General features: G+C 60.7%; 23 protein-coding genes. 8 read left to right on the top strand and 15 right to left on the bottom strand.

Annotation, left to right across the window (positions count from 1 at the left end):
* Positions 1–75: 75 nt before the first annotated feature.
* Both AC1Q67_RS23695 and AC1Q67_RS23700 read right to left on the bottom strand, forming a co-directional pair.
* Complete coding sequence (locus tag AC1Q67_RS23695; RefSeq protein WP_006023727.1) at positions 76–804, bottom strand: helix-turn-helix transcriptional regulator; 729 nt, start codon at positions 802–804, stop codon at positions 76–78.
* 375 nt (positions 805–1,179) lie between these two features.
* Complete coding sequence (locus AC1Q67_RS23700) at positions 1,180–1,833, bottom strand: BON domain-containing protein (RefSeq protein ID WP_006023728.1); 654 nt, start codon at positions 1,831–1,833, stop codon at positions 1,180–1,182.
* A 512-nt stretch (positions 1,834–2,345) separates the two neighbouring features.
* Between AC1Q67_RS23700 and AC1Q67_RS23705 the strand changes: the two genes are divergently transcribed.
* Positions 2,346–3,263, top strand: a complete 918-nt coding sequence (locus tag AC1Q67_RS23705; RefSeq protein WP_006023729.1) for a YfdX family protein — start codon at positions 2,346–2,348, stop codon at positions 3,261–3,263.
* A gap of 335 nt (positions 3,264–3,598) precedes the next feature.
* Complete coding sequence (locus tag AC1Q67_RS23710; protein WP_006023730.1) at positions 3,599–4,234, top strand: HdeD family acid-resistance protein; 636 nt, start codon at positions 3,599–3,601, stop codon at positions 4,232–4,234.
* 77 nt (positions 4,235–4,311) lie between these two features.
* Here the strand turns inward: AC1Q67_RS23710 and AC1Q67_RS23715 are convergent, their stop codons facing one another.
* Positions 4,312–4,761, bottom strand: a complete 450-nt coding sequence (locus AC1Q67_RS23715) for a lipocalin-like domain-containing protein (RefSeq protein ID WP_244434411.1) — start codon at positions 4,759–4,761, stop codon at positions 4,312–4,314.
* A gap of 281 nt (positions 4,762–5,042) precedes the next feature.
* Between AC1Q67_RS23715 and AC1Q67_RS23720 the strand changes: the two genes are divergently transcribed.
* On the top strand, positions 5,043–5,339 hold the full coding sequence (locus tag AC1Q67_RS23720) for an alpha/beta fold hydrolase (protein WP_152544215.1): 297 nt from the start codon (positions 5,043–5,045) through the stop codon (positions 5,337–5,339).
* Between the two features lie 437 nt (positions 5,340–5,776).
* On the opposite strand, the gene dnaK is transcribed toward AC1Q67_RS23720, so the two are convergent.
* Both dnaK and AC1Q67_RS23730 read right to left on the bottom strand, forming a co-directional pair.
* Positions 5,777–7,699 carry a molecular chaperone DnaK gene (gene dnaK, locus AC1Q67_RS23725; RefSeq protein WP_006023733.1) on the bottom strand — a complete coding sequence of 641 codons (1,923 nt, stop codon included), beginning with the start codon at positions 7,697–7,699 and terminating at the stop codon, positions 5,777–5,779.
* 309 nt (positions 7,700–8,008) lie between these two features.
* Entirely contained in the window at positions 8,009–8,656 is a 648-nt protein-coding gene (locus AC1Q67_RS23730) for a hypothetical protein (protein ID WP_006023734.1), read from the bottom strand.
* A gap of 260 nt (positions 8,657–8,916) precedes the next feature.
* Here AC1Q67_RS23730 and istA point away from each other — a divergent pair, with 260 nt between their 5' ends.
* Positions 8,917–10,446 carry an IS21 family transposase gene (gene istA / locus AC1Q67_RS23735; protein WP_006023735.1) on the top strand — a complete coding sequence of 510 codons (1,530 nt, stop codon included), beginning with the start codon at positions 8,917–8,919 and terminating at the stop codon, positions 10,444–10,446.
* Entirely contained in the window at positions 10,436–11,230 is a 795-nt protein-coding gene (gene istB, locus AC1Q67_RS23740; protein WP_006023736.1) for an IS21-like element helper ATPase IstB, read from the top strand. The genes istA and istB overlap by 11 nt, the downstream gene beginning before the upstream one ends.
* A gap of 47 nt (positions 11,231–11,277) precedes the next feature.
* Here the strand turns inward: istB and AC1Q67_RS23745 are convergent, their stop codons facing one another.
* The 5 genes from AC1Q67_RS23745 to AC1Q67_RS23765 form a co-directional block, all read right to left on the bottom strand.
* Positions 11,278–11,814, bottom strand: a complete 537-nt coding sequence (locus AC1Q67_RS23745; RefSeq protein WP_024922085.1) for an ABC transporter ATP-binding protein — start codon at positions 11,812–11,814, stop codon at positions 11,278–11,280.
* A 268-nt stretch (positions 11,815–12,082) separates the two neighbouring features.
* Positions 12,083–12,934 carry a phosphonate ABC transporter ATP-binding protein gene (phnC, locus tag AC1Q67_RS23750; protein ID WP_024922084.1) on the bottom strand — a complete coding sequence of 284 codons (852 nt, stop codon included), beginning with the start codon at positions 12,932–12,934 and terminating at the stop codon, positions 12,083–12,085.
* 81 nt (positions 12,935–13,015) lie between these two features.
* A complete protein-coding gene (phnE, locus tag AC1Q67_RS23755) occupies positions 13,016–13,828 on the bottom strand; it encodes a phosphonate ABC transporter, permease protein PhnE (protein ID WP_024922083.1) in 813 nt (270 codons plus the stop codon).
* 58 nt (positions 13,829–13,886) lie between these two features.
* Entirely contained in the window at positions 13,887–14,765 is an 879-nt protein-coding gene (locus AC1Q67_RS23760) for a phosphate/phosphite/phosphonate ABC transporter substrate-binding protein (RefSeq protein WP_024922082.1), read from the bottom strand.
* A gap of 211 nt (positions 14,766–14,976) precedes the next feature.
* Positions 14,977–15,948, bottom strand: coding sequence for a phytanoyl-CoA dioxygenase family protein (locus AC1Q67_RS23765; protein WP_051472558.1), 972 nt, complete (start codon positions 15,946–15,948; stop codon positions 14,977–14,979).
* 63 nt (positions 15,949–16,011) lie between these two features.
* On the opposite strand from AC1Q67_RS23765, the gene AC1Q67_RS23770 reads away from it, so the two are divergent.
* Positions 16,012–16,746 carry an aldo/keto reductase gene (locus tag AC1Q67_RS23770; RefSeq protein ID WP_492237649.1) on the top strand — a complete coding sequence of 245 codons (735 nt, stop codon included), beginning with the start codon at positions 16,012–16,014 and terminating at the stop codon, positions 16,744–16,746.
* On the opposite strand, the gene AC1Q67_RS23775 is transcribed toward AC1Q67_RS23770, so the two are convergent.
* The 5 genes from AC1Q67_RS23775 to AC1Q67_RS23795 form a co-directional block, all read right to left on the bottom strand.
* Positions 16,743–18,293: an FAD-dependent monooxygenase gene (locus AC1Q67_RS23775; RefSeq protein WP_006023738.1), complete on the bottom strand. Its 1,551-nt coding sequence runs from the start codon at positions 18,291–18,293 to the stop codon at positions 16,743–16,745. The two genes, AC1Q67_RS23770 and AC1Q67_RS23775, sit on opposite strands and share 4 nt — an antisense overlap.
* Positions 18,294–18,871: 578 nt before the next feature.
* Positions 18,872–19,372, bottom strand: coding sequence for an Hsp20/alpha crystallin family protein (locus tag AC1Q67_RS23780; RefSeq protein ID WP_006023739.1), 501 nt, complete (start codon positions 19,370–19,372; stop codon positions 18,872–18,874).
* 7 nt (positions 19,373–19,379) lie between these two features.
* Entirely contained in the window at positions 19,380–19,763 is a 384-nt protein-coding gene (locus AC1Q67_RS23785; RefSeq protein WP_006023740.1) for an Hsp20/alpha crystallin family protein, read from the bottom strand.
* A 12-nt stretch (positions 19,764–19,775) separates the two neighbouring features.
* On the bottom strand, positions 19,776–20,057 hold the full coding sequence (locus tag AC1Q67_RS23790) for an Hsp20/alpha crystallin family protein (RefSeq protein WP_245264420.1): 282 nt from the start codon (positions 20,055–20,057) through the stop codon (positions 19,776–19,778).
* 410 nt (positions 20,058–20,467) lie between these two features.
* Positions 20,468–20,647: a hypothetical protein gene (locus AC1Q67_RS23795; RefSeq protein WP_244434543.1), complete on the bottom strand. Its 180-nt coding sequence runs from the start codon at positions 20,645–20,647 to the stop codon at positions 20,468–20,470.
* A gap of 368 nt (positions 20,648–21,015) precedes the next feature.
* On the opposite strand from AC1Q67_RS23795, the gene AC1Q67_RS23800 reads away from it, so the two are divergent.
* Positions 21,016–22,107 (top strand): LuxR C-terminal-related transcriptional regulator, encoded by a 1,092-nt coding sequence (locus tag AC1Q67_RS23800; protein WP_024922106.1) that lies wholly within the window; start codon positions 21,016–21,018, stop codon positions 22,105–22,107.
* Between the two features lie 226 nt (positions 22,108–22,333).
* On the top strand, positions 22,334–22,978 hold the full coding sequence (locus AC1Q67_RS23805) for a helix-turn-helix domain-containing protein (protein ID WP_048758131.1): 645 nt from the start codon (positions 22,334–22,336) through the stop codon (positions 22,976–22,978).
* Positions 22,979–23,008 lie beyond the last annotated feature (30 nt).

The following is a 23,008-nucleotide window of genomic DNA, read 5'->3' on the forward strand; positions in this document are numbered from 1 at the left end:
CAAAAGCTCCCTTACGTCGCTAAATTCATTTCGCTGAGCCGTGCGTCTTATCAATTCTCAGACGCTGCCATGAGCTTACGCGAGGAGTTTGATTCTGATCGCCGTCGCAATGGCGTGCGCCTTGTTTACCGCTCCGAGCTTCTCCCGCGCGGCGGCAACGTGCTTCAAAACCGTTGCGCGGGAGATGCCTAGAATAACCGAAATCTCCCAATCCGTTTTTCCTTCACCCGCCCACACGAGACAGTCCGACTCTCGCGGCGTCAAGGCTGCAGACAGTCGCCTGCGTGCGATTCTGTGATGCAGATAGCTCCCGACCGCGTAGCTTGCGGCGAAATTAAGCGCCGCAACCTCACTTGGCTCCACAGCGTACGCCGGGCCACCGAAAGACACCGCGGCGACGTCACCTTCGATCGTGGGAATCGGCACGACGTAGCCGTCCCGGAGCCCGAACTCGGACGCCTCTCCACTAATGAGTTTGACGTTCTGTCTTTCACGATCGGTTTTATAGGCGTCAGCCCACGCAAAGGGTGCCCGATCATATATCAATCGAGAGACGATGGGATCACGAAGTACATAGCCGTTGTCGTTGTATCGCTCCGCCCACCCCTCTGGAAACCGCTGAAACAAGATGCGTGAAGGCATTTCGTCCAGCGGAACGGGGCGCAACGGAACAATACCGCCAAAAACAGATGTGAAGCCGAAACTTGCAGCAAATGCGAGCAGACACTCTTCCACTTCGATCGCGCTCTGCGCTTTCTCGACGGCTTCAATGAAACCCACTGTTTGGTAGAATCGGTCCGGCACCTGCGCTCCTCCAAATTTTGTGCATCTCCCTTGGCGATAGCTCCCAGCGTTCCGTTCGGAGGTCGTCGGTAGAGTTGGGTTTCGGATGATCGGATGGGATACGACGTGCGAGCTCGCGTCGAGACAACTAACTCGGGTTGATTGGAAACTATATGCTTGCGGTAGAGCCGCCTCTTGTTCGGTATTGCGCACGTTCGCCCCTGTCTCACCGGGGAAATGCGTTCGCAAGAATGGCTTCTAGCTTAGGATTTCTGTCGCGTTTGCCTGGCTGTTCACAGAGTCACGATTGGTCGCTTTCCCCTTGACGCGAAACCTTTCGATAAAGCGGAGAGCAGAGTGCACACTTCCGCCCTCCGCTGTCTCATGTGCGCCGGTTTAAGGAGCGATGGTGATACGGTTATCGACCTTCGTGACCCCTGGTGCCCGCCATGCGGCCCGCTCGGCTTCTTGGCGCTCGGCCCAAGAGCGAACCGTGCCGGTGAGCGTGACCTCCCCCCCGCTGGCCGTCACAACGATCCGATTGGCGTCGATCTCGGCGCTGCGCTTGAAGGCGTCCTCGATTTTCGATTTGATTTCGGCCGGGGCGACGCGCGGCTTCAGCGTGATCAGGTTTGAGATGCCCTTTATGCCTTTCAGGGCCCGGACCGCGCGTTCGGCGCGTGTGCGCTGGTAATCCCATTCGACGGAGCCTTCCAGCGTCGCCCAGCCGGTTTTCACCAACACCTTGACGTTTTCGTGCGCGTAAGGAAGCTCGGTCTTGATCGCGGCGACGGCTTCGCGCGCGAGCTCGGGATCGGTGCGCTGGCTTTCGGAGGGCAGCCGTACTTCGATGTCGTTCGCCAGGCCGAGGACGCCGGACACACGCTTTGCCGCTCGCTCTGCCTCGTACTTTTGCAGATAGCTGCGGACAAAACCCGTGAGCGTCACGACGCCGGACTTGACCGCAACGCCGATGTCGGTGGCGTCGATGTCGGGGTCCCACTTCAGCTCGAATTCCACGTCGCGCTTGATGTCACTGTCAGATCTCATTGTTCTATTTCCTTCTGCCAATTGAGCATGGCCGCGCTGCGCGGCCCCTGGTCGGTCCTCCGCAACTTACGGCGTAACCACGCTACGCCGGGCATGGTGGCGCGCGCTGACAGGCGTCAGTTTTCGATGTGGACGCCGATTCAGCACGAAGCTGCTCACGCGACGAACCGCCACTTGGCAGGAAAACAAACGTCCGACCTTCATGGGCAGGCTGGCTGCAACCCGTGGGGCGCCCCTGTCACGCCGCGTGAGCGGTCCTTCGGAAACAGCCGTCCGCGCTTCGAGCGCCGTATCTCGCGAAAAACTGTCGATTGTCAGTGTCGGTCGGAGGCGGAGTTGCCATCAATGCTCTTTGTCTGCCGACAGCTCCGCGGCGCTTGCCCGCCAAGAGAAAGGGCCCGTGAGCTGGACCTGACGCATCAGGTTGAGGCCGATGTGCAGATCCGTAGCGATTGCCGGTGCAACCGTGAGCCCGCGCTGATTCAACCACGCTGCAACAAGGGAGATCATCAATGACAACCAATCTTAAAAGTATACTGCTTTCCGCGGCGGCGTTGAGCCTGGTCGCCGCACATGGGGTTCCAGCCCGTGGGCAGGAACAGTCTCAGTCTCAGGCGAACCCGGCGCAGGAGCAATCGCCGACGGCGAAGTCAGCACAACCCGAAGTGGATGCTGACGTCGCCAAACGGGCAGACGAAGAACGCAAGAAGATCGTCGTCGACGCCGAGACAGCGCTCGACCAAACGAAGAAGGCATTGGCGCTGCTCGGCGACAAGAAGACACAAGAGGCCCTCGAGGCGCTTGAAGTCGCTACCGGGAAGCTCGAACTTATCCTGGCGCGGGACCCCAAGCTCGCACTAGCGCCGGTGGACACCGGGGTCGTCATCCGCGATCTATACGCGGATCCCAATGCCGTAAAAGACGCGATCAAGGAGGCGCGGAGACTGCTCGGCGACGGAGAAGTTCAAAAGGCACGCCCGTTGGTCAGTAACCTCGCCAGCGAGGTGGTGTTCCAGACCACGAATTTGCCACTCGCTGCCTATCCTACGGCGATCAAGTCCGCGGCCGGCCTCATCGCCAAGAGCAAGGTGGATGAAGCAAAAGACACCCTTCAGGCGGCGCTGAACACGCTGGTCATTACGGAGGTGGCCGTGCCACTGCCCGTACTGCGCGCGCAGGTTCTTTTAAAAGATGCTGAAAAGCTCGCGGAAGACGATAAGCGCTCGGAAGAGGGCAACAAATCGCTCGCCGCGCAACTCGACGAAGCCCGGAAGCAGATCAGAATGGCGGAGGCTTTGGGTTACGGCAAGAAGGCGGACTTCGAGCCGATATTCGAGCAGATCAAAGAGATCGAACAGAAGTCAAGTGGTGGGAAGAGCGGCAAGGGCTGGTTCGACAGGATCAAGAAGCAGGTCTCAGACCTGTTTTGATGCAACGTCGGCTCGGCAGACCGGGACGCCTCCACCCGTCCGCAAATTCGTACACGGCTCGGCCGCCCGCAGCTTGAGCAGCACTTCGCTCGGACTCTGGCTCCGGGTGGAATGAGACCTCCCAATAGCTTCGAGCGGCAAACACTGCTCGAAGCGGAGGAGGTGGCGGAGCTGCATGCGAGGACCGAGCGGGCCCATCCGCGGGATGTACTCTGGAACTAGCGGCAATACGGCCGGCCAAGCGACTCCCACTCCCCGCGGATGGGGCAACCCCGCGCAGAGTCTTGGCTAAACCCACCGGGAAACCTCAGGACGATCCAAAAAAGGAAATCGACATGAACCAAGACACGCCTCCCCTGCCTGCAACAGGAGTTCTGATCTGCACGTTGCAAAAAAACTGGTGGGTCTTTGTACTCCGCGGAGCTTTGGCTTTAATCATCGCCGTAATCGCTTTCGTAATGCCGGCAGACTCTCTGCTCGCGCTGACGCTCGTATTCGGTGCGTACTCCTTCGTCGACGGCGCGTTCGAACTCGTCTCCGCCATTCGACGGATCCGTAAGGAGGAACGATGGGGATGGCTTGCCTTCAGCGGCGCGCTTGGCGTCTTGACCGGCATTATCGTGGTGGTATCGCCGTTTGTCGCCACGCTGGTGCTTGCAACGTTTCTATGGGTGAGCATTGCGTTCTGGTCGATGCTCTCCGGTGTGTTTGAAATAGCTGCGGCCATTCGCTTGAGAAACGAGATTAAGGGCGAGGTCTGGCTGTTTATCAGCGGCCTTCTTTCCGTCGCGCTCAGCATACTCGTCATTTGGCTTCTGGTAACGCGGCCGTTTGAGACCTTCCTCGCACTGGGCTGGCTGCTCGGCATCTATGCCGCGATCCTTGGGGTCGTCCTCATCACGCTCGGACTGAAGCTGCGAAAGTCATCGGGGGCATCTACGTCTGGACGCGAAGAAGCGGCACTACTCTGAATCGCGTGCATAGGAGCGGCTCGCGCCCTGTTGCAGCTCGGGGTCGTCCAATCCGCGTTTGTCTTGTCAACCATTCGCTATTTTGCGCGCTCAAAAATGATGGTGATCTTTGTACCATCTGGACGGGTGAAGTAGTTTGTCATCTGGTCTCCGTTGACCACGATGCGTATGTCCTTCTGCGTTCGTACACTTCCGACCCAATTTGGGAACGTCGAACCTTCAACGCGATCGCCGCCGAAATCACCGTTCTCATCGACCGTATATGAGCCAAACATGCCGATGCTCGTCGCCATTGCGGTGCGGTTTTCTTCATCAGTACCTTGGCCACGCAGGTTGGACGCGAAACGAGGCAGATCGCCATCAGTCAGCACCTCGACGTAGTGCATGTCCGGCGCGAAAATCAGCATTCTACTTGGCCGCTGCCCGTAGGCGGGTACGACTTTGCCATCCCTTTCAATTTCTGCCGCAACCATACGCCATGTGCCGACGACCTGGTTACGAGGCGCGGCTTCGGCGATGCTGCTCATGGCGGACATTCCTACAAGGATGGGCAACAGGGCGTGGCGCATTTGCAAGGCCGAGTTCTCCTTTGCTCATGTCTAGGCGCGGGCTATTCCGCTTGGCTGCGTCGGACTGCTGATTTTTATGCCGACGCCGATTCCGGGCTATCAACGCTGGCCGCTACGGCTTTCTGGGCGCGGATCGCATCGAGAAGCATCGCGAGGAGTTCGACGGCGTCCGGGCCATCGTCGCGCCACAGCCGATCTCGCTCAGCTCCTTCTACCGCACGATCCTGGGCCACATGGGCATGCCGGACGCCCTGCCGGAGGTCGCCGACGCTCTGCGCCGTGCGACCAGCATGGAGCTGAAGGACATGGACATGCCGCAGTACGCATCCGCGGTAGATATCCCGACGCTGCTCCTTCAGGTCCGCGACGACACGCTGACGACGCCCGCTGATGTGCAGGCGATTTTTGACGCCATGCCGACCGACCAGAAGGACCTGATTTGGATCGACGGCACGAACCGGCGCTTCGACGGCTACAACTACCTGCCCACCAACCCCAAGCTGATGCTCGAGTGGTTTGAGCGGTTCGTCGCTTGACACGGCGGATCGAGGGTGAGGGGCTATGCCGCGCGGAGCCCCAAGCCGTCACCTGGACCACGTCCATGTGCAGTCAGTTGGGCACCGTTGGTCAGATCACGATGTCGCCGACATCCACGTGATCTGGTTGGGCGATCGCGTAGCTGACCGCAGCTGGAAAAAGCTTTTCGGAAAGGCCTCAAACGGCGGTGGATCGAAGAGTTCGCACAGGCCATGGCGGACATGTTTTGCGCCTATCTCCAGACCCTTAACTTGGATCGTTAGGCACGACTCCGTCTCCGTAGACGTGTTCTGATTCCATGGCCGCGCAAATCGCAAGGACCAACTATCCCAAGCGGCGGCCGCGGCGCGTCAACGCGTCGAGCGAGCTCGCGGGCCCTCCGTGGGCGCCCTCGTCGGAACTAGCAGGAGAAGTACCGGAGCGGATGCGCATGCCTCTATGGCGTTTCGCTGCCCGACTGTCGCGGGCGTTTGCCCTGTTCATCGTCGACTTCCTCAAAGTCAGCATCGATGACCTCATCGCTGGACTTGCCCTCTGCACCTGGGCCGCCGGCGGCGCTGTCGTGGACCTTCGCTCCGAGGTTCGATGTCGCCGTCCGCAGCGCCTTCGTCTTGGCTTCGATATCCGCGACCGAGTCCGCGCCGACCGCAGACTTCAGGTCTTCAATCGCTTTCTCAAGCGCGCTCGCATCGGCGGCGGGGGTCTTGTCCCTGGAGTCATCTAGGACTTTCTGGCTCGCGGCAATCTCGGCTTCCGCCAGATTCTTCGCCTCAACCAGGACCCGCCTCTTCTTATCGCTTTCCGCGTTCGCCTCTGCCTCCTTGACCATGCGTTCAATGTCAGCCTGTGACAGACCGCCGGACGCTTGGATGCGAATCTGTTGTTCTTTGCCAGTCGCCTTATCCTTAGCCGAGACGTTGACAATTCCGTTGGCGTCGATGTCGAAAGTGACCTCGACTTGCGGGAGGCCGCGAGGCGCCGGGGGGAGCCCGACGAGATCGAACTGGCCAAGCAGCTTGTTGTCGGCTGCCATTTCGCGCTCGCCCTGGAAGACACGGATCGTGACCGCAGTCTGGTTGTCCTCGGCGGTGGAGAAGATCTGGCTTTTCTTAGCCGGAATGGTGGTGTTGCGTTCGATGAGACGCGTGAACACACCCCCCAACGTTTCGATGCCAAGCGACAGCGGGGTCACGTCGAGAAGCAGCACATCCTTGACATCGCCCTGCAGCACGCCGGCCTGAACGGCGGCGCCGATCGCGACCACCTCGTCGGGATTCACGCCCTTGTGCGGCTCCTTGCCGAAGATATCGGCCACTGTCTCCTGGACCTTCGGCATGCGGGTCATACCGCCCACGAGCACGACCTCATCGATCTTCTCGGCCTTGATTTTCGCATCCTTCATTGCGTCCCGACATGGCTTTTCGGTGCGCTGAATCAGCTCATCGACCAACTCTTCCAGCTTGGCCCGCCGGAGCTTGATCTCAAGATGCTTTGGGCCGTTTTGATCAGCCGTGACGAACGGCAGGCTAATTGTGGTTTCCAGGGCCGATGAGAGTTCGATCTTTGCCTTCTCCGCCGCTTCACGTAGACGCTGAAGCGCAAGACGGTCGTTGCGCAGATCAATTCCCTGATCCTTCTTGAATTCGCTCGCGAGCCAATCAATGATCCGCTGGTCGAAATCTTCGCCGCCGAGAAACGTATCGCCGTTGGTGGCTTTCACTTCGAACACGCCGTCGCCGATCTCCAGCAGCGAGATATCGAACGTACCGCCCCCGAGATCGTAAACCGCAATCGTGCCTGATTTCTTTTTGTCGAGACCATACGCGAGCGCAGCGGCCGTCGGTTCGTTAATGATGCGCAGAACATCGAGTCCGGCGATCTTGCCAGCGTCCTTGGTTGCTTGGCGCTGGCTATCATTGAAATATGCGGGAACGGTGATGACTGCCTTCTCGACCTTTTCGCCGAGATATGCTTCGGCGGTCTCCTTCATTTTCACGAGTATGTAAGAACTGATCTGGCTGGGGCTATACTTCTTTCCCTGCACCTCCACCCAGGCATCGCCGTTATCCGCCCGAACGATCTTATATGGAACCAGCTTCTTGTCCTTCTCGACCATGGGGTCGTCGTAGCGACGGCCGATCAGGCGTTTGATCGCAAAGATGGTGTTTTCGGGATTTGTGACGGCCTGCCGCTTGGCCGGCTGCCCTACGAGGATCTCACCCTCCTTCGAAAAGGCTACAACGGAGGGCGTGGTGCGACCACCCTCGGCATTTTCGATGACCTTGGTCTGCGAGCCCTCCATGATTGCCACACAGGAATTGGTCGTACCCAGGTCAATACCAATCACCTTGCCTGCCATACTATGTCTCCGTAGCTCGAGAACCTCGGTCTAATCCGTGCTGAGAATTATGATCTCACCCGAGACCATCGACGTTGACGGACGTCAGTCTTGCGGCACTCTTGCCATGCAGGGACAATAGTCGGGTCGACGGCGACGGCGTGCTTTCACGGGCCAACGGCAAAATGCGCTCGCACCGCGGGAACTGACAGCTGACAACCGGCCGATTGCTGCCTCTCCTATTCGGCGGGAACGCATCGTTCCAGTCTGGCGGATGTGTCCTCTGCGCCATGAACAGGTCCGCGCTTTGGCGCTTCGGGAGCCGGTCTCCTAACCCCGCACGTCCTTTTCGAGCCAGGGGTCCGGGTGGACATTCGCAAGCGGAACGTCCTCGAGGCGCTTCGCGATATCTATCTCATGAACACGAATCGCTTCAGCGCCAAACTTTGCTAGGATTTCCTGCGCTTCCGCTTCCTTTTCCGCCGTTCGTACGCGCACCCAGAGCACAATTCCCCCTGACATCAGCTGGAGATCGAGTTCCTCCGCCTGCTTTTTTCCGAGCAGCCGCACCGCTGCGGCGCCGACACCTGCTCCAACCGTCCCGGCGGCCATCGCAGCCGCTGCTATAACCGCAAGGCTTCCTCCGGAAGCGACGATAGACATGACTGTGGCCGCCGCGCCGACATAGAAAAGAATTCCAGCGACACCTGCGGTCGCCAATGCGAGGTCATCTCGCGCGACGAATGCACGGCGCGGTGTTCCCGGCACATCGGCAAGCTCCTCTGGTGGAATATAGAGCTGGCCGAGACGGCGTCTGACGGCTTCAACTTCACCCATGATATCCACGTCTGACCGGTCGAAGCCCGCGAGCAAAAGGGATTCAATCGTGTCCTCAAGGACATCCGATTTGTGAAACACACCCGCCACCTCGCGCACCCTTCGGGTCTCGAGAATTTCTTCGTCATCAAGAGTGGTCATCTCACCGCGCCTCAACCCGTATGGCAGACCTGCATTTCATTGATGCAACCCTCCGGCGTGAACCCACGACGCCGCGGGGACGGAGGTACTCCCGACGCCCGCTATTGCTACCAATGCAAAGACGCGACAGCACATCCTATGAGTAATGTGTTGATTTCCACTGAGAGTTGACCCGGCAGGCACGGATTTTTCCATCGAGAAGTGACCCATGTTTTCACCACGTCTCACGCGGCATCGCGGGGGACAGCGGAGTGATCGACATGGAGTTATTGAGCGTCATCCGACGCTGGCATTACCGGGATCACCTCTCGATCCGGGATATCTCCCGCCGCACCGGCCTTTCGAGGAACACCGTGCGCAAGTACCTGCGGGCGGACAGCGTCGAACCCCGGTTTCATCTTCCCGAGCGGTCGAGCAAACTCGATCCCTATGCCGATAAGCTCGCAGCGATGCTGCGGGTCGAGAGCGGCAAGTCGCGCAAGCACAAGCGTACGATCAAACAGCTGCACGCTGATCTGGTGACCCTCGGCTATGAGGGGTCGTACAATCGGGTCGCGGCCTTTGCCCGGGACTGGAAGGCTGCCCGGTTGCGTGAGCAACAGACCAGCGGCCGCGGTACTTTCGTGCCGCTGGCCTTTGTGCCGGGCGAGGCGTTCCAATTCGACTGGTCGGAGGATTGGGCGATCATTGCCGGCGAGCGCACCAAGCTCCAGGTCGCCCATGTCAAGCTGTCCTACAGTCGGGCCTTCACGCTTCGAGCCTACCTGCTCCAGACCCACGAGATGCTGTTTGATGCCCATAACCACGCCTTCCGGGTGTTGGGCGGCGTGCCACGGCGGGGCATCTACGACAACATGAAGACGGCCGTCGACAAGGTCGGCCGCGGCAAGGAACGCCAGGTCAACATCCGCTTCTCGGCCATGGTGAGCCACTTCCTGTTCGAGGCGGAGTTCTGCAACCCCGCTTCCGGCTGGGAGAAAGGGCAGATTGAGAAGAACGTACAGGATGCCCGTCATCGGCTCTGGCAACCCCTGCCGAACGTTCCCTCCCTGGAAGCTCTGAACGACTGGTTGGAGACCCGGTGCCGGGAGTTGTGGTCACAGACCGGGCACGGCTCGCAGCCCGGCTCGATCGCCGATGTCTGGAGCGAGGAGATCCGGCACCTGATGGCGGTGCCGCGGCCGTTCGACGGCTTCGTCGAGCACGCCAAACGCGTTTCCCCGACCTGCCTCGTTCATCTGGAGCGCAATCGCTACAGCGTGCCGGCCTCCTTCGCCAACCGTCCGGTGAGCCTGCGGGTCTATCCCGACCGGATCGTCCTCGTCGCTGAAGGGCAAGCAATCTGCGAGCATCGCCGAGTGTTCGCTCGCTCTCATGATCGTCTGAGCCGGACCGTCTATGACTGGCGGCATTATCTGGCCGTCGTCCAGCGCAAGCCCGGTGCCCTGCGCAACGGCGCGCCGTTCGCTGAGATGCCGCCCGCGTTTCGATCCCTGCAGCAGCACTTGCTCAAGCGGCCAGGCGGTGACCGCGAGATGGTCGAGATTCTGTCCTTGGTCCTCCAGCACGATGAGCAGGTCGTGCTCACGGCCGTAGAGCTCGCCCTTCAGGCCGGCGTGCCGACCAAGACCCACATCATCAACCTGCTGCACCGGCTGATCGACGGTACGCCGCTGAGCACGCCAACGATCCCGGCTCCCCCCGCCCTCACGCTGACCACTGAGCCTCAGGCCAACGTCGAGCGCTATGACGCCCTGCGCCGAGCCAGGGAGGCGCGCCATGCGTCATAATCCAGCCAGTGGAGCCATCGTCATCATGCTGCGCAGCCTCAAGATGCATGGCATGGCCCAGGCCATCACGGAGCTAACGGAACAGGGATCACCGGCCTTCGAGACCGCCATGCCGATCCTCGCACAACTCTTGAAGGCCGAGACCGCCGAACGGGAGGTGCGATCGACCACCTACCAGCTCAAGACCGCGCGCTTCCCGGCCTATCGCGACCTCGCCGGCTTCGACTTCGCCAGTAGCGAGGTCAACGAGGCGCTCGTCCGCCAGCTCCATCGCTGCGAGTTCCTCGACGACGCACACAACGTCGTCCTGATCGGCGGTCCGGGTACCGGCAAAACCCACATCGCCACGGCTCTCGGAGTCCACGCCATCGAGCATCATCACAAGCGGGTCCGCTTCTTCTCCACCGTCGAGCTCGTCAACGCCCTCGAACAGGAAAAGGCCCAGGGCAAAGCTGGACAGATCGCCGGCCGCCTCGTCCACACCGATCTCGTCATCCTCGATGAACTCGGCTATCTGCCGTTCAGCGCCTCCGGCGGCGCCTTGCTCTTCCACCTGCTGAGCAAGCTCTATGAGCGCACCAGCGTCATCATCACCACCAATCTCAGCTTCTCCGAATGGGCCACGGTCTTCGGCGATGCCAAGATGACCACGGCCTTGCTCGACCGGCTCACGCACCACTGCCATATCCTGGAGACCGGAAACGACAGCTTCCGCTTCAGAGCCAGCTCGACCAAACCACCCAAACCCTCAAAGGAGAAGCCCCGAAACTTGACCGCAACCTGACCCAAGACCACCATCACCCCGGGTCACTTCTCAGTGGAAATCCAGGGTCACTTCTCGCCGGAAATCAACATCCGCGGGTTTCTCACCATCGCGCGGCCGAGGGCGACCCGCTGGCGCTGACCGCCCGACAATTGCGAAGGAAGGCGGTTCAGCAGGTTGCCGATCTGGAGGCTGTCGGCCACCCGCCCGACGTCGGCGCCGATTTGCCTTCGCACCTCTCTCGCAGTCCTGCTGATGCCGAAGCGTCCGGCCATCCGCTGCAACCGCGTGAGCCGCCGCATCGTTAGCGGCAGGCCGATATTCTGAGCGACAGTCAAATGCGGATAGAGCGCGTAGTTCTGGAAAACCATGGCAAGATTTCGGTCCTTGGCGTCCGTACCAAGGATCGAAATGTCATCCGCCAGCACATCGCCCTGATCGGGCGTTTCCAGCCCGGCGATAATGCGTAACAGCGTTGTCTTGCCACAGCCGGAGGGGCCGAGGAGGGTGATAAATTCCCCGCGCTCCACTCTCAAATCGACCGCATGCAGAACCTGTGTTGCGCCGAACGATTTCGTGAGTTGAACGATGTTGAGTTGCGACACGCCGTCACCTGATTGAGTTTTGGCGATGTTAGTCCGATGCGGTGACAGGCATGTGTATTGCTTGTTGCAGATATGCGACAATCGCGCCACCGTCACAAAAAACAGGTCAAATAGAATTGTGACGACACGATTGGCTTAGACCAGTTGCGTTTTCTTGCTAGCGTAATGAATGGGTCAGGCGCAAGCTGCGCCGATGGAGGCAAACTCCAAAGTGCTCGCAGGTAATTTCGATCCTTACCTGCGCGACGGGGCTAACCGACGGACGGGCTCAAACGCCATCGGAAACCAAGACCGGATCTGGATCCCCCAAACGAAGGGCCGCCCTGCGGTCTTTTTCCACGGTCGAATGGTGGTCCGGCATCCCGGAGTGCCCGGTCGTAGCAGTGTTCGATCGCAGGTCCGCGGAACCGTAAAGCGCGTCATACGCAGCCTCGTCCAAGCTCTGCGTCGGCGCATCGACGACAACGCGGCCACGCGCAAGACCGATGACGCGATCGGTGAATGTGCGAGCATAGCCGACCTGATGCAGGCTGCAGATCACGGCAACGCCTTCGTCCCGCGCGATGTCCTTGAGAAGTTGCATGACCCCGGCGGCCGAACTGGGGTCGAGACTTGCAACCGGCTCGTCGGCGACGATCAACCGTGGCTCCTGGGCGAGCGCGCGCGCGATCGCGACCCGCTGCTGCTGCCCGCCGGAGAGCGTGTCGGCGCGCTGGAGCGCGTGATCGAGCATGCCGACACGCTCCAGGCATTCGAACGCCCTGAGCTTGTCCGCGCGCTCGAAGCGGCGGAATACGCCGCGCCAGGTCGGTAAATAACCGAGCCGCCCGGCCAGCACGTTGTCGAGAGCCGTGAGCCGGCGCACCAGATTGAATTGCTGGAAGACGACCGCGATTTGTCGCAGCTCGCGGGGCGTCAGCCGCTCGATCTCGGTGCCGCCGAAGCGAATGCGCCCCGCGTCCGATTTGGCCGAACCGGTGATACAGCGAAACAGCGTGGTTTTACCGGCGCCGCTCGGTCCCAGAACCGCAACGAATTCATGCTCCATCAACGAAAAGCTCACATTCTCCACCGCCGACCGCGCCCCGAAGCTCTTCGAGAAGTCCTCGACGGTGAGCACCGGCGGCTTGCCGACAATGTCCGGCTGCGAGCCTAACGTGCGCCCATTGGCAGATGTCGTGTCCACGGCGTCACCCATTGGTCAAACAAGCCTCTTGCGCAGCCACCCCGACAGCCAGTCCAGCGCTGTCACGACAATGAGGATGACGGCTATGATTGTGAAAAGCCGGGAGAAGTCGAGAAGGTCCATGCTGTTCTTCAGCTCCTGGCCGATGCCGCCTGCGCCGACGACGCCCAACACAGTGGAGGCGCGGACGTTGAACTCCAGCCAGAACAGCGAGGTTGAGAGTAGAAGCGGCAGAATATCCGGCAGGAGCCCGTATGTGAGTGCGGTAAGTCGCCCCGCACCGGTTGCGCGGATCGCATTGTGAGGACCGAGGTCCGCGCTTTCGATCTGATCGGCGAAGAACTTGGCGGCCGTGCCGGCCGTGTGGAGGGTTATGCCGAGCACACCTGCGAACGGCCCGAGCCCGACCGCGGCCACGAACAACAGCGCAAACACGAAGGAATCGATTCCACGCAGCGCGTTCAGAAACCACCTCGTCGGGAAATACAGCAACGGAAAGGGCGTGATATTGCGGCTTGCCAGGATCGCAAAAGGCAACCCGATCAGCGTGGCGAGCGTTGTGCCAATCGCGGCCATGGCGACCGTTTCCGCCGTTCGCCAAAGGAACACCGGCAGTTCCTCGAACTTCGGCGGCCAGGCTCGCGACAGCCAATCCCAAAGTCTTGGGAGACCCGTGGCGAGCTTGCCGAGGTCCAGCTGCGCGAGTTCGGCGGCGACCAGATAGAAAGCAACGATAATCGCTACGAGCAACCAGCCTTTTACTCGCGCAACGCTGAATGTGCGTTGCGCAGCTTCGAGCTTGGCAAGGGCTTCTGCAGCGGATTTCATCCCGCCGTGACCAGCGATCGAGCCCTCGAGGAGACGTCTCGCTCCCGTAGCGTTCATCTCACACCTTTGCCTTGATCTTGCCGACGGAGATGCCGGCATTCTCGATCGACCTGTAGGAGGCATGGGTCGCCGCGACAAAGCCGGTGTACCGGTTCGGCAGCAGCAACTTTGCCTGCTCGACCGTGATCGCGGTCAGGATGGCCTGCACCTTGCTCGACATCTCGGCGGAAGCGTTGGCGGGTACCGCGATGGCATCGTTGGGCAGCGGGTCCGATGTCCAGATGATCTTGTTTGAGTCCTCCTTGACCCGGCCGGATGCGATCATGGCATTGCGGTTGCGGTCGAAGTCGGTAGCCATGTCCACCTGGCCAGACGAGACAGCGATCTCGTTGGCCCCGTGTGTGGCCCCGTCGCTGTACTTCCAGAAGGCCTTGGGATCGATTTTCCAGACTTCCTTTGCGTAGAAGGTCGGGATCAACCAGCCGGATGTGGAGCCGACGTCGGCAAAGGAAATCGATTTGTCCTTCGTATCGTCGGGGAATTTCGTCACCTTGAGATCGGGCCGCGCAATGATGATGGCCTGATAAGTCGGCTTTTCATCATATTTGGCGGTGGCGACCGCCTGACAACCGGTCGCGTTGTTGGCAATGATGTAGCCCCACGGCCCCATCCATGCCAGATCGAGCTGACCGCCGCCCATGGCAACTGCCATCCCGGCCCAATCGGTGGTCGCCGAGAGCTCGAAATCTGCACCGAGCTCTTTTGCAATATGGGCAAATACCGGCCCGAACGCCTTCTTCGTGTCCTCGGGGTTGGGCAGAAGCGGTCCCACCGCGAATCGAAGTTTCTTGGTCTGCGCGATGGCTGGCCGAAAAACTGAAGTGGCCGCCGCCGCCGCCGCGGTGGTCGCCAGGAACTTGCGTCTGTTAATGCTCATAACGTCTCCACACATTGCTAGATCGAACAGGGACTGACTTAAGGGTCAGTAGATTGATGCCTTCGCTCGCGAACCCGATGTACAGCGCTCCGCCGCCGACCAGCGCCGCACGGACCGGGTTTCGTTCATCGATGCCGTTTCTGGAAACGGGGCGGACGCACACAGATCGGCCAGAATCAAACGTGCGCCGTCGCACCCAATGATCGCGAGCTCAATTCACCTCGGCGGGACGATCGTAAAGCAAGCGCCGCGCCCGCTTCTGGTTGTCGAACAGGCTGAACCGTTCTTGCGCTTCGGGCGGCATCGGAAAGGGCACGGGGCACGGCAGTGCGACCATCCTCGGGTTGCGGGTAGATCGTCCGCAAACCATGTCCGCTTCATACTGGTCCCAGTTCCTCACGCCCAACAGCGGCCACGCGTCAGCAGCGGCATATCCAATCAACAACAACCGGCGGGCCTGGGCGGACATGTTCGGTCCGGAGGCGTGCATGGTGCGGACATGGTGGAACGACACGGTCCCTGCGGGACCAACGCATTCCTCGGCGCCGGTGGCGTTCACGGGATCGGCATCCAGGTCGACCGCGCTGCAGAAGTACCCGGTATCGGGGTTGTGGTGATCGTAGATCTTGCCCTGGTGCGAGCCTGGCAGGCACAGCAGGGGCCCGTTAACACTGGTGATATCGTCCAGGAACACGCCTACCGTCAGGAACGCGTCGTTGGTGTGCGGATAAAAGCACCAATCCTGGTGCCACTCGACGGGCGAACCGATCCGGCCCGGCTTCAGGTTGATTTTGGAGTTGTGCACTCGAACGTCCGGGCCGATCAGCTTCTGCAGACTATCGATAAGGGCGGGATGTCGTACGAACTCCCTGAAGAAGTCGAAGTGCCTGTGTGGCATCTCGATGCGGCGAACGGCGGGTTGTTCCGGAGCGTGGGACGGCTCGAGCTCGAAGGTCGGCGTCGGGCTTGTCAGCGCTGACGCTTCGACGATCAACTCGTCAGTGACACGCCGCAGCTCGCCGATCTCCTGTTCGGTAAAGAGCCCCTCGGCGACGGCAAAACCTTTGGTCTGATATTCGGCGACGTGACGATCCGTCAGCATGCTCTGCTCTTTCCTGGTGACGGGCGCCGCAATCAGGGACGCCGCGCCGTTCGAAATCCCCTCCAGCGCTCGCTTGTCCACTCAAGCCGGCTGGCAACCCGCGCTGTTCTGATAGCTCTCCGCGGTGACAGGGGCGTGTATCGCGTGTGTCAGCGGTACGACATTCTGAAGACGGGCATCGATCTCGGGATGACGCTAATCGACACCGCGGAGTCTTATGCGGACGGTGGAGCAGAGCAGGTGGTGGCGGAGGCGATCGACGGGCAGCGCGAGAAGGTGTTCATTGTGAGCAAGGTTCATCCGCACCACGCTTCCCGCCTCGGTGTCGTTACGTCTTGCGAACGCAGCCTGAGAAGACTTCGTACGGACCGTATTGATCTTTTTCTGCTGCATTGGCGAGGCAACGTCCCTCTCGCCGAAACGCTCGACGGCTTTGAGGCACTCAGAAGCGCCGGAAAAATACGCTATTGGGGTGTCGGAAATTTCCTCATCCGCGATTTGAAGGACCTCGCGGCCATTCCCGTGGGAAAATTGGTGCAGGTAAATCAGATCGCCTACAATCTGTGCCGGCGAGACATCGAGTGCGACCTTCTTCCATGGTGCAGGGAGCGGGGTGTTCCGATCATGGCACATTCTCCCATCTGCGGAGGTCATCTCGCTAGGGACGGGCGGCTTGCCCGCGCGGCAGAGCGGTACGGCTGTAGCCGCGCCCAGCTGGCCCTCGCCTGGGTCTTGAGACAGGACGGAATTGTCGCGATTCCGAAAGCAGGAAACGTACGGCATGTGAGGGAGAACCGCGACGCGCTCGATCTGCGACTTGCCCCGGCAGATCTGGTTGAACTCGATCGCATCTTCGCCATGCCGCGCAGCACGACTTAGCTAGGCGGCCCGTCAGGCTCACCAAACCAGCGCTCGGCCGCCTGGCGAACGCCTTGATCGTCTGCGGCGCTCTCAATCGCTGAGGCAACCATACCATCGGGACGGATGAGGATGGCGCGTAATCCCAGCCGGTTCTCGGCGTCCCCCGAAATATAGTTGAACCGCCTCTGCCAGCGGTCGGCCAGCGGCCGCAGCGGCGCGCCTGGAGCAAAATCCAGCAGCAGGCCACGGCCGTCCTGCAGGAGTTTCCCGACCCTCGTTCCATCAATCAGCGTAAAATCGGGAGCGCTCCGGCCCACCAAAGGGTGACCGCCGCCGAGATCGTAGCGCAGCGACAGGCCCCATACCTTTTCGGCGAAGTAGGTCGCGCCGTCACGCGTTCCGATGAGATCGCGGATGATAGATTCGAGCGCTCGGGTGCTCGGCGTAGGGCGCATAAGCGCGACCTGAGCGCGGGACCAGTCGAGAATCCGCGCGCCCTCGGGATGGCGTTCAGCGAAATAGCTATCGAGCAATCCGGCCGGGGCGCGCCCATGGATGGTGGCCGCCAGCTTCCAGCCCAGGTTTGTTGCGTCGCCGAGGCCTAGATTGAGACCCTGACCGCCCAGCGGCGAATGCGTGTGCGCGGCGTCGCCGGCAAGCATCACCCGTCCGTTGCGGTAGGCCGTCGCCTGGCGGGCTCGGTCCGTCCATGTGGTCGCGAGCCGGAGGGTGGTCAAGGTGACGTCGGCGCCGGAGATCCGGCGCAAAACAACCTGCACGTGCTCCATCGTGATCGGCTGTGTGCGGTGGAAGGCGCCGCGATCGAAGTCGACCATCGCGATCGTGCCGGGCTGCGCGTAGGTGTACATGCCCGTCCGGGTATAGGTGCGTCCGACGCGGAGCGTCTCCGGGTTTGCCAGTTCCACCTCGACCGAGTAGCCGGTGAATTCGGGATCGGTGCCGGCGAATTCGAAGCCGCCAGCCTTGCGCACGGCGCTGCGCCCGCCATCGCAGCCCACTAGCCATCGCGAGCGGAAGGTCTGGCCGCCAGCGCGGACGATCACGGTGTTGTCGGTCTGCTCGAAAGCTTCGACGCCGACGCCACGCTGGATCTCCGCCCCCATTGCGGTCGCCCGGGCAGCGAGGACGGTTTCCAGGGACTGCATGTCCACGGCTAGATTGACCCCGGCCAGACTTGGCAGCCGGTACGGCCACCGCGAGACGTCGATGTCCTCGTAAAAGAACTGGATGCCGGCGAAATGGCCGGCAGGCCGGCGCTGCTGCTGCATCCAATGCGCGAAGGCCTTGGTGGCGCCCGAGGCATTGTTCGCTTGGCTCGCCTCCCTGACGTCGTCGAGCAGGCCGCGGCGATCGAGGACCTCAAGGGTCGGCGCGGACAGACCGCGCATTCCGAACGGCAATGCCTTCAAAGGAGACAGCGGATCGGCAGCCTGCTCCAGGACAAGGACGGAGACGCCTGCGAGACGCAACTCGCAGGCAAGGAAGAGCCCGACCGGGCCGCCGCCGGCGATTACGACTTCGTAGATGGGTTGGGAATTGGGCATGAAACGCTCCTGTGTCGATCACGTTCGACCGGAGCGTTCCTCGAATGAGCGACCTCACGGACGAACAATCGGGACGCCGGGGAGCGTCCCATGCTCGTCGTGGGGATCTCCGACACGAGGCCAAAGACCAGAGCTTTCGTTACCGAAAGGACTTGGGCTTACCAAACCAAGTCTGCCTTTTCCGACACCGGCTGGATAGCGTCTTGGCGATCAATCCGCAACAGACCGAGATAATGTCTCAGCTTAAATTACGGCTCGTGACCCATGAGCATTTCGCCTTCATCACTCGACGATGCGCCGCCCCGCTGGTCGCTCCGTGGCGGAGGTAACGGTGCCGTCGTTATCCGTGCCAATGGCACATGTTGGCATGACACCTCCGCTATGGGCGGCACGATCCGGCCGGTCATTTCCAATGTCGTCGATCTCGATCTTCATCCGGCAAACCAGGCAGGAGCGGAATCCGGAATTTCACCGGGATCACCGCCGGCCAATGATGAGCTCGTGCGGTCACAAAAGTGCCCGCCACCCCGGGGGAGGATGGCGGGCAGGCAAGGCGGGTGGGGCTCGGAGCGGCGATATTAACCCGCCTGCACAGGGATGCGTTGAATACTGGCGATGGACTCAGCCGTTTTCGGGACCTTGATGGTCAATATACCGTTCTTGAATGTCGCGCTTGCCGCGTCGGCATCGACACTGTCTGGAAGCTGCAGGGTGCGTTGGAAGGAGCCGTATGTTCGCTCGCGAACGATGAGTCCTCCGTCTTCAGTTTTTCGGTCGGTACTCCTTTCGCCGCGGATCGTCAGAGAGCCCTCACTGATCGAAAGCTCGATGTCATCCTCAGAGAGGCCAGGCAATTCAGCGGTGACCGTTATCGCCTTGTCGCTATCGCTGACATCCAGCCGGACGGAATCGGGTGCGGAGGGTGCGAACTCCGGAAATGGCGATGGCAGCACCCTCCAGAATTGCTCAAATGCGTGGTCAATGTCCTGCTGCAGCGCACGAAGCGGGTCCACCGGTCCCGTTTGCGGACCCACGTCCCGCCCGGTGCCGCTCCAAGGAATGAGGTCGGTGATTTTCATCGTCGCCTCACGCCGCCTTGACGGAAATCTTGGCAGCCGGCGCCGGCGTCGCCTTTGGCAGCGTCAGCCGCAGAACGCCGTCTTTGAAAATCGCTTCGATTTTTGCCACGTCGACTGGCTCTGAGATGACAAAACTCCGCTCGTAATTGCCATCCCAATACTCGGCGTGCTGCAGTGTGTAGCCTTCGGGGCGGCTCGGCACCGAGCGCGCCGCGATCCGCAAGAGCCGCTTGTCGAGCGTCACATCGAGGCTTTCGGGATCGGCGCCGGGGAGGTCTAAAACCATCAACAGGCTGGACTGGTCCTCGATTATATCTGCTGGAGGGACGAAGACCGGCGCATCTCGTGTGGCTTCGGCGGCCTCGCTTATGCTGGTGTCCTGAGCGGCCATGACGGGTCTCCTTCAAGTCCGGCTTATAGCGATTTTGCGAGGGCGATCAGCGTCGGGGCGAGGGAGCTCGAGCCGAAGCAGCCCGTTCCGGAACGCTGCGGCGGCCTTCTCCCCATCGACGCGGAACGGAAGGACGAGGCTGCGGGCAAAGGAACCCGCAACGCGCTCTTGGCGATGAACAACCGCGCCTTCGGCGACCGGGTCGATGTCCCGTTTTCCACGAAGGGTTACGGTGTTCTGATGGACCGCGATGTCGAGGTCATCGGCAGCGACGCCAGGAATCTCCGCAGTGATCACGGCGCCGTCGGGGCCGGTCCAAATATTGATTGGGGGAAATTCAGACGTTGTGGGGGCTCGCAGGTTGTTCATCACGCGCTTCACATCCTGTTGCACGAGTCGCATCTGCCGAAATGGATCGAACGTGCGCCCCGCATTTCCTGGATAGGCGAGCATTTGCCAACTCCCTTTACTGACGTTGAAGGGATCGTGGCGACTCTCCGCCGGATTGGCACTGATGACCGTCAGTTATTTCGCGATTTGTCGGCGCTGGGGCATGACCAAAAGCCCGACCGCCCATCGGCCGAGACGGGGTCGCCGCCCAAGGTTTCACCGGAAGGGATGATCGTTCCAGCGTGCAAAAAGGGCCGCGCCGGTGCTTGACTCTCGAGGTTCCCGGTCCGGCCCCAATAGTCGCTAGCCCGGCGTTAGCGGCGGACGAGATCGCCCCACGCGGGATCCCATAGGTCTTCGTGCTCAAGCACGATCACGATCCTTTGGAAACCGTAACGCTGAAGCAGGCGCTGCGCCTGAGCGAGCGCAAGGCCTACATCGACCTCCTCGCTCTCGTCCGGGCCAATGTGAGCGCCTTCTCGAGAATGCGCCATCCATCCGAGGGTGGCCCGGATGGGGGCCTTCCCTTGCCAGTCGAAAATTGTGACGATGATCTCGTTCCCGGCAGCTGACCCGGGATCATCGAGGAGGGTATATCTGGGTCGCTTCTTCGCAGTCACGTTCGTGTCCAACCTCATGGTCTCACTTTCGGGTTCACACTTCTCACCGCTCCGTCTGGACAGAACCTAGCCGCCGCTGCAAATTTAGTCCGTGGAGCGAGCCTGACAACTGCCTGCTGCATCTGCTATGGCTAGTTGCACTCGGCTGACACGAACCCAACTGTAGCCGAAAACCGATCCTGATTGTAGCAGGCAAGAGCCGATCCGCAGGATCTGTCAGACCCTGATCGGCGGAGACGCAAATGCCTGTGGAGGAAAATCAAAAGCTGGTCCGCGCGCTCGACGACCTCTTTCGCCTCTCCGCTCTGCAAGCGGACTGGAAGGACCTGGAGGAGGACGCGGTCGTCGAAAGCCTGGCCTCGGTCCTTGTGAAGACCCTCAACGCCGACTTTGTATATATGTCGATAGCGACGCTGCAAGTCGTCGTTGAGCTCGTGTATGGGCCCAACGGACGACTGCCGCCGCCATTCGTTCCGACTGTCCGCAACTCCCTATTGGCAGCCATTACGGACGGGGGAAAGATCGTCAGCCCGGTCAGCGGCAACAAGGTCACTGTCCACGCAACGCCCATCGGCAATCACGGCGAGGCGACCGTGATAGTCGCGTCGGATCGGCCAGATTTCCCAACTGAGGTGGAAACACTCCTTCAGCGCATGGCCGCAAGCCAAGCCATGTTGGAATTGCGACGGCGCGAGAAAACTGCTCCAAACGCATATCTCGCAAGGCTCATCGCCGCATCGTCCGATTTCATCGGCATCGTGAATCTTCAGGGCCGGCCGCTCTTCGTGAACCACGCTGGCCTTGAACACGTCGGGTTGGCTGATTTGCGTGAGGCGTCCGAGCTTCATATTGCCGATTTTCTGGCGCTCGGAGACCGCGATCAGCTGCGTTATGGCGTTTGGCATCGGATTCTCTCCGACGGGCGTTGGACGGGAGTGCTACGGCTGCTCCACACCAAGTCGAAGGATAGCCGACCTTTCCTGTTCGATTTCTATCGCCTCGATCTTCCCCCGGCTGGACCGGTCGCGATTGGCGTCGTCGGCAAGGAGGTTGCGAGTACGTCAAAGACGTTGACCGATTCAAAGGAGGGAGGATCCTCTGAGGTCACCGACGAGCGCGACGAGGCGGCAGCTCGCGTGCAAACGCTAAGCGAGCGTGAGCGGCAGGTGCTGGTCCGGCTCGCCGACGGTCAGGCCCACAAGGAGATTGCCCACGAACTCGGCATAAGTGTCCGAACCGTTGAAGTTCATCGTTCCCGCATGTTGCGGCGGCTAGGAGTGAAAACCGTCGCGGAGGCGATTAAGCTCGCGGTTCTCGCTGGCTTAAAGGAGTAGTGCCAAGTGATGATCCACCTCTAAGCGCTGACAAACGGGTCGTGCAAGGAAAGATGTGACTCCCGCCCAGTAACGACGCGCCACCTCGTCCACTCTCTGAGCGGGCCATTTCCCTTTACGAGAATTCCCATAAGGTGAATCCACAAATAGCTCCTTACCCGCACGTTTTTCTATCGTCACCACGGTCGTCCAATTGCTTGGACGGTTCCGTTCTGAAGGGGTGTCGATGGAACGTTCATCGCGGTTTGACGGCTCGGACTGCGAGCCACGGATCAACAAGAGTCCGAGAGACCTAAACTCTATCGCCATCCTCAGGACGTTCCAGCGTGATCAGGACATCTTCGAACACCACCATCGTTGTGACTGGTGGTATCGCATCGTTTCCGGAGCGACACGCAAATATCGTATCCGCAGTGATGGACGACGGCAAATTGCGGACATTCACCTCCCAGGTGACTTCTTTGGATTCTCATCATCCGACGCGCACGCCTCCTCGGTGCAAGCAATTGTGGAGGGAACAATAGTTGCCTGTTATCCCCGAGCGGCAATTGAGGCTCTCGCGGACTCTGATCCGGCGACTGCCAAGCTCATCCGACTGGGAACCTTCGCGGCAATTGAAAGGCTGGAGCAGCAAATTTTCGTAGTGAGCACAATGTCGGCTCCGGAACGGGTGCGAGCTTTCCTGGTCCATTTTAGAGATAGGATCGGCCGATCTGGCGAAAACGATCTAGCTCTGCCCATTACACGCTACGACATCGCCGATCTGCTCGGACTCTCGACCGAGACAGTCTGTCGAGCGTTTACGGATCTCCGCGAGCGCGGCGCAATTTCTCTGGAAGGTCCCCGAAACGTCACGATCATTCGGCCTTAGGGAGCGAACTCAAGCACAGGATCTCTCTTC

It is taken from the genome of Afipia sp. GW823-FHT06G09, assembly GCF_058794875.1.